Here is a 6502-nt window from a genome sequence, read left to right as displayed (position 1 = left end):
GCTACGGGGGACATTGGCGACTGACGACAACGCAGCTGGGGGTCCCCCCAGGCGAAGCTCTGGGGGTCCCCCCAGGCGAAGCTCTGGGGGAGCGCGTCCCAGGGCACGCGAGCCCGGCAAGATCCGAACGACAGGCCCTAGCGGTGACGCGGCCGCCACTCCGGCAACCCGGCCCCCGGCAGCTCGCTCCCGACGGCCTCGGCGCCGGGCCCGTGTTCCACGTCCCGGCGGAGGGTGAGGTCCGGGACGGCGGCGTGCAGGCCGGCACCGTCCGCCCGAAAGGCGGGCCAGGCGTCGCCGGACGGACGGGGCTTCGAGGACACGACCCAGCACCCCGCCGGGGCCCCGTCGAGCGGTCCGGGCGCGCTCCATGGCCGAGATCACACGCGGTTGATCCAGACCTATTGACCCACTGGTCTAGTCCTTTTAATCTCTGCGTACCTCACTGGATCCGGCCTGCCGGTGCGGGCCCGTCGTGGCCCAACGCGGCTCGGCCGGGGTCCGGTTGGCCCGTGGCGCGCAGCGGCAGCGGCAGCGGCAGCGGCAGCGGCGGAGCCTGGGGCCACCGGGGACCGGGGTGTCCCAGGAGCACCCCGGAGCGTGCCGGCCTGCGAGAACGCCCGGCGGCGGTTACCGGCCCTTGCCGCCGCCGGGTCCCCGGCGATTGCCGGCCCGTACCGCGACCGGGGCCTCAGGGGCCCGGGGCGAAGAGCTCGGCCTGGGCCGCGTCGCGGGCGGCGAGGAGGGCTCCTCGCAGCACCGCCTCGCCACCCAGCGCCGCCGGACGGATCTCGGTGTGCAGGGGTGACAACGTGGCGAGACGCGCCTCGACCCGGGTGGCGAGGGCCGCGCCGCCGGCGTGGCCGATCTCGCCGCCGAGGACCACGCACCCCGGGTCCAGTACGGCGGCCACGGCGGCGGCACCGACTGCCAGGCGGTCGGCGAGTGCGTCCAGGAAGGGCGCGCCGCGCTGTTCCGGCTTCGCCGCGGCGGCGCGTACGGACTCTTCGGCGTCGCCGTCGATGCCGCACCGGGCGGCGAGTTCACGGACCGCGACCGCCCCCGCCAGTGCGTGGAAGCCGGCGTCGCAGCCCGTGGCGGACGGCAGGCCGCCGGTGCCCGGGACCGGAAGGAAACCGATCTCGCCGGCGCCGCCCGACGCCCCACGGCGCAGCGTGCCGCCGAGGACGACCGCCGCGCCGACCCCCTGACCGAGCCAGAGCAGGACGAAGTCGTCCAGGTCGCGCGCGGCGCCGACGCGCTGTTCCGCGACCGCCGCCAGATTGGTCTCGTTCTCCACGAGCACGGTGGCGGGGAGACGCTCCTGCAGGGCGCCGACGAGCCTGCGGTGCCAGGCGGGCAGTCCGGAGGAGTCACGCAGGTCACCGGTGACGGGGTCGATCAGCCCGGGCGCACCGATGCCGACGCTGTGCAGCCGCGTCACGCCGGCCTCGCGCGCGGTGCGCTCCAGGAGTGCGACGGCCCGCTCCACGGCCGGTTCGGTGCCGGTGTCGCTGCCGATCGGGAGGGTCGCCTCGGCAAGGGTCGTGCCGACCAGATCCGCGACGACGACCGCGACGCCCTGGGTGCGCACATCGAGCGCGGCCAGATGTGCACGGTCGGCGATGATCCCGTACACCCGGGCGTTCGGGCCGCGGCGCTGCGCACCCGCCTCACCGACGACATGGATGAGCCCGGACCCCTGCAGCCGCTCGACGAGGTCGGCGACAGTCGGCCGGGAGAGGCCGGTCAAGGTCTTCAGCTGACCTGCCGTCAACGGGCCCTCGTCCTGCAGGAGTCGCAGGGCGAGCCGGTCGTTGATGGCCCGGGCGGTACTCGGGGACGCGGGCATACCGGGTGCGGGCATACCGGGATCCTTCCAGATCGCCACCGCCCGACATGGCGGGGTCTATTTATCAGGCAGGGTTCCTGATAGTTTACGCGCCACGGCCCAGGGGAGGATGACAGGGATGTCGGGTGACGTGGTCTTCGACAAGGCACGGCTGATCAGGGCGCGGTACGCCGTGGCAGCCGTCTTCTGTGTGCACGGCGCCGTGACCGGCAGCTTCGCCACCCGGATCCCCTGGATCCAGGACCATGCCGGGGTCGGAGCGGGCCTGCTCGGCCTGGCCCTCGCGTTTCCCGCGATCGGCGCGTCCCTCGCGATGCCGCTCGCCGGGACGATCAGCCACCGCTTCGGCGCGCGCACGGCGCTGCGCGGACTGCTCGCCCTGTGGACGCTCGCCCTGATGCTCCCGGCGCTGTCCCCCAACGTGTACGCGCTGTGCGCGGCGCTCTTCGTGTTCGGCGCCACGGCCGGGATGTCCGACGTCGCCATGAACGCGCTCGGTGTCGAGGTCGAGAACCGCCTGGACCGCTCGATCATGTCCAGCCTGCACGGCATGTGGAGCGCGGGCGCCCTGATCGGCTCCGCCGCGGGCACACTCGCCGCGCATCTCGGCAGCGACGCCCGGATCCACCACGCCCTCGCGTCCGCCGTCCTCACGATCCTCGGTCTGCTGGCCTGCCAAGGCGTACTGCACCTGCGCAGCACCCCGGACGAGGAGCCGCCGCCGAGGTTCGCGCTGCCGCCGCGCTCCGCGGTGATCATCGGCGCGATCGGCTTCTGCGGGGTGTTCGCGGAGGGGGCGAGCCTGGACTGGTCGGCGGTGTACCTGCGCGATGTGCTGGGTACGTCGGCGGGGCTCGCGGCCGCGTCCACCACCGCGTTCGCGCTGACCATGGCGGTCGCCAGACTGGCGGGCGACAGGGTGGTGGACCACTTCGGACCGGTGCGTACCGTCCGGGTCGGAGGGATGCTGGCGACGGCCGGCGGGGTACTGGTGGTCCTGGCGCCGCACCCCGTGGCCGCGATGGCGGGGTTCGGCTGCATCGGCCTCGGGATCGCCGTGGTCGTACCGCTGGCCTTCGCGGCCGCGGGGCGCAGCGGCACGAACCCGAGCCAGTCGATCGCGGGCGTCGCGACGATCACGTACACCTCGGGGCTGATCGCGCCGTCGGCGATCGGCGGGATCGCGGATCTGACCTCGCTGACGGTGTCGTTCGGGCTGGTGACGGTGCTGGCGTTCGGGCTGGTGGTGGGGGCGGGGGTGCTGCGCGGCACCGCGCGTGGGGTGGCGCCCGCCGCGTCCGGGGCGACCACGTCGTCGGCGGCGCCGGACCTGCGGGCATGGGGGGACCCCCAACGGGGCTCCAAATGATCCCGTCCGGGGGCCTGAGCCCTTGATCGAAATCCGGCTGTCCGCCGCCGGCCGCGGCGCCCGGACGTCGCCGCCCGGCGGCGTTTCCAGCCGCGGCAGCGCGGCCTTCGCGCACCGGTCCCCCGCGTCTGCCGCCGCTGGAACTCAAAGCAGCACTCCGACCAGATATGTGAACGCGACTCATGGACGAGACCGCAAGTACGTAGAGCGACCAGATCTCGTCATCACCGGCTACCACGTCCTGCGCGCCTTCGCCCCCGCGCACATGAGGACCCAGGAGCCGTTGCCGGCCGCGGGCACCTCCGCGTACGACTCCGGCGGCGATGCCGGGGGCGGCGGTCAGCCGGTCGCCAAGTCGTAGGCGTAATCGGGTGTGAAGGTGCCGGCCGCACCCCTGCAGCCGTCCGACTCCCCGGGCAGTTTGATCCACAGATAGGCATCGATCCGGGCCTCGCCGGTCTCGGTCGTCGGCGCCCTGCCGAGCGCCCGGCCCGCCGGGTCGCACCACTCTCCGGCTGCCGGGGCGCCGTTGCCGTTGCGGCTGGTGTCGATGACGGCGCCCAGGCGCGCCGGTCCGCCCAGCGCGGTGAGCACCTCCCGGGCGTACCGCGTCTCGTCGGCCGTGCTGTGGAAGTTGGAGACATTGGTGAAGATGCCGTCCGACGCGGTCGCGGCGCCCGCCGCGCGCAGCAGAGCCGCCTGCTGTGCGGCCGGGTGCCAGCCGGAGTGGCCCGCGTCGAAGTAGACCTTCGCCTGCGGGCCGGCGGCCTTCAGTGTGCGGCCGGCCCGGGCCAGCGCGGCGAAACGCGCGGCCCGGTCGCCGTCGGAAAGGCAGTCCGAGAGCGCGATCGAGTCGGGTTCGAGGACGACGACGACCGGCTCGTCGCCGAGCCCGGCCGCGAACTGCGCCATCCACCGGTCGTACGCGGCCAGGTCCGGCACCCCGCCCCGGGACGCACCGCCGCAGTCGCGGCCGGGGATCGCGTACGGCACGAGGACCGGCACCCGGCGCGCTGCTGCCGCCGCCGACGTCACCGACCGCACCTCGTCCCTGATCTCACCGGGGTTGTGGGAGGTGAACCAGACCGCGGACGGGTGGGCGGCGATCCGTGACTCGATGAGGGGGCGGCGTGGGTCGTCGCGGTTGGCCCGAATCCAGTCGAGGACCTGCGACTGCGGATGGCGGTACAGCCGCGCGCCGACGTCCGGCGCCTCCCCGCGCGGGGACGGCCGTGCCGACCGCCGGGGCGAAGGCTTCGCCGACGCCTCGGGCGGGGCCGCGGACGTGGCCGTCGTGGCCGGCTCGGCCGTCGACAGCCCCGTGGAGCTGGGCCGCGCGGGCAGCGGAACCGTCACGGGTGAGCTGCTCACCTCCGGCCGAGCCGTCTCCCGTTCGTCCGCATCGCTCGCGGCCGAGACCAGTCCGGTGACCGTGCCCACGGCCACCACAGCGGACGCCGCGACGGCCATGACGCCATGGCGCGCGGCCCGGCGCCGCTCGACGCGTTCCGCCCGGCGCTGGGTACGCACGCCGCCTGACACCTCGTGTGCCCCCTCCCCCTGGCGGCCGATGTGACCGGTGTGTTCCCCCGTTCTGGGGAAGCCCCCGGCCGGGCGGCCCGTCTCCGAGCCTAGGACTGGGACGCTGCCCCCATGGCGCAGATCGAAGAGTTCGCGGCCCGGAACGGCTCCTGCCCGCCTTCGGTCGACTCGGTGGTGGCGCGGATGCGTGCGTTCCGCTCCGCCTGGCCGGCGGCCGACGGGGTTGCGGTCTTCAACCGGGTGTATCTGGCGGTCACGGAGGAGCTCGCCGAGCGGATCGACCGCGGTGAGTTCCCCGACCGGCGGGCCGCGGCCACGCTGGACGTTCTCTTCGCCGAGCGCTATCTCTCGGCCGTCGGCACGGTGGCCGTGGAGGGCCGCCCGCCCGCCTGCTGGCGTCCGCTGTTCCAGCACCGCCGCCATCCCGGGGTACGCCCGGTGCAGTTCGCGCTGGCCGGAATCAATGCGCACATCGGGCACGATCTCGCGCTGGCGGTCGTGGACACGTGTCGTACGCTCGACTGCGAACCGCCGGACCTGGAGGGGGAGTTCGACCGCGTGGGCGACATCCTCACGATGCTGGAGGAACGCATCCGCGAGGATCTGATGCCAGGGCCCGATCTGCTGGAGGTCGCCGATCCGCTCACCCATCTGCTCGGCTCATGGAGCCTGGAGCGGGCCCGGGACGGCGCCTGGTCGGCGGCCCGGCTGCTGTGGCGGATCCGGGAACTTCCGGAACTGGCCGGTGAGTTCACCGAACGGCTGGACACGGGTGTCGGGCTCGTCGGGCGCTGCCTGCTCACCCCCTGGCCCTGACGCGAAGGAGTGCACATGACGATCCGTCTCGGACTCGGTCTCCCGCAGATGAGGCAGTACGACATCGGCCGCGACATCCCCGCGGTGGCCGCGGCGGCCGAGGAGATCGGCTACGAAAGCCTGTGGGCGTTCGAGCGGGTGCTGTTTCCCGAGCCCGCCACCCAGGGGCTGTACGGCGTTCCCGGCCTTCCTTGGCCCGATCAGTACCGCAATGTCGCCGAACCGACGGTGTCGCTGACCCTGGCCGCCGCCGCGACCAGCCGGGCGAGGCTGGGCACGAGCGTGCTGATCGCGCCGCTGCACATCCCCTTCCAGCTGGCGCGTACGCTCGCCACGCTCGACGCGGCGAGCGGCGGGCGGGTCGTCGCCGGCTTCGGCACCGGCTGGTCCCTCGACGAGTACGCCGCGGCGTCCGTCGCCCCGTTCGACAAGCGCGGCGCGGTCCTCGACGAGTTGCTGGACGTGTGCCAGGCGGTGTGGGGGCCGGATCCGGTCGCGTACGAGGGCGAGCTGACCACCGTCGCGCCCTCCGTCGTCGGCCCCAAACCGGCCCGGCCCATCCCCGTCCTGCTGCCCGCTTTCAGCCCGCGGGCCACGCGCCGGATGGTCGACCGGGCGGACGGGTGGATGCCGGTCGCGGCGGGCCCGCAGCAGCTGTCCGACGCCTGGCGGCGCGTTCAGGACGTCGCGGCCGAGCGCGGGCGCGAGCGGCCCCTGGAGGTCGTCGTGCGGGCCAACGCGGCGTACAGCGAGAAGCCGCTGGAAAGCGGCGACCGGCAGCCGTTCCACGGCAGTGTGGAGCAGATCGTCGAGGACCTGGCCGCTCATGTGGCACCCGGCCTCGGCGAGTTCCTCGTCGACCTGCAGGGCACGACGCGGGACGCGGAGGAGCTGAAGGACGTCGCGGCGGCCGTGTACGAGGG

At 74.1% G+C, this 6502-nt stretch carries 7 protein-coding genes; 4 read left to right on the top strand and 3 right to left on the bottom strand.

What is annotated here, in order from left to right:
* Positions 1-137 precede the first annotated feature (137 nt).
* Together ACWGI8_RS36695 and ACWGI8_RS36690 are read right to left on the bottom strand one after the other, a co-directional pair.
* Positions 138-323, bottom strand: coding sequence for a hypothetical protein (locus ACWGI8_RS36695; RefSeq protein ID WP_453667754.1), 186 nt, complete (start codon positions 321-323; stop codon positions 138-140).
* A gap of 368 nt (positions 324-691) precedes the next feature.
* Entirely contained in the window at positions 692-1852 is a 1161-nt protein-coding gene (locus tag ACWGI8_RS36690) for an ROK family transcriptional regulator (RefSeq protein WP_453667757.1), read from the bottom strand.
* Between the two features lie 118 nt (positions 1853-1970).
* Between ACWGI8_RS36690 and ACWGI8_RS36685 the strand changes: the two genes are divergently transcribed.
* Both ACWGI8_RS36685 and ACWGI8_RS36680 read left to right on the top strand, forming a co-directional pair.
* The gene (locus ACWGI8_RS36685; RefSeq protein WP_453667752.1) at positions 1971-3221 is read left to right on the top strand and encodes an MFS transporter; all 1251 of its coding nucleotides are present in this window, start codon (positions 1971-1973) and stop codon (positions 3219-3221) included.
* Between the two features lie 169 nt (positions 3222-3390).
* Positions 3391-3582 carry a hypothetical protein gene (locus ACWGI8_RS36680; RefSeq protein ID WP_453667759.1) on the top strand — a complete coding sequence of 64 codons (192 nt, stop codon included), beginning with the start codon at positions 3391-3393 and terminating at the stop codon, positions 3580-3582.
* Here ACWGI8_RS36680 and ACWGI8_RS36675 read toward each other — a convergent pair.
* Positions 3561-4691, bottom strand: coding sequence for a glycoside hydrolase family 6 protein (locus ACWGI8_RS36675; protein WP_453667756.1), 1131 nt, complete (start codon positions 4689-4691; stop codon positions 3561-3563). The genes ACWGI8_RS36680 and ACWGI8_RS36675 overlap by 22 nt on opposite strands.
* Before the next feature lie 183 nt (positions 4692-4874).
* Between ACWGI8_RS36675 and ACWGI8_RS36670 the strand changes: the two genes are divergently transcribed.
* Entirely contained in the window at positions 4875-5579 is a 705-nt protein-coding gene (locus tag ACWGI8_RS36670) for a DUF5995 family protein (RefSeq protein ID WP_453667750.1), read from the top strand.
* 15 nt (positions 5580-5594) lie between these two features.
* Positions 5595-6502 (top strand): LLM class F420-dependent oxidoreductase (locus ACWGI8_RS36665; RefSeq protein ID WP_453667749.1); only part of this gene is annotated, 908 nt, incomplete at its 3' end.

The organism is Streptomyces sp. NPDC054841 (assembly GCF_053611045.1).
This window is presented reverse-complemented; position numbering and strand designations above follow the sequence as displayed.

Bases quoted from the DNA above. Each gene is read 5' to 3' on its own strand.
- ACWGI8_RS36670 (WP_453667750.1), top strand. From the start codon at position 4,875: ATGGCGCAGATCGAAGAGTTCGCGGCCCGGAACGGCTCCTGCCCGCCT.
- ACWGI8_RS36675 (WP_453667756.1), bottom strand. From the start codon at position 4,691: ATGGCCGTCGCGGCGTCCGCTGTGGTGGCCGTGGGCACGGTCACCGGA.
- ACWGI8_RS36690 (WP_453667757.1), bottom strand. From the start codon at position 1,852: ATGCCCGCGTCCCCGAGTACCGCCCGGGCCATCAACGACCGGCTCGCC.
- ACWGI8_RS36685 (WP_453667752.1), top strand. From the start codon at position 1,971: ATGTCGGGTGACGTGGTCTTCGACAAGGCACGGCTGATCAGGGCGCGG.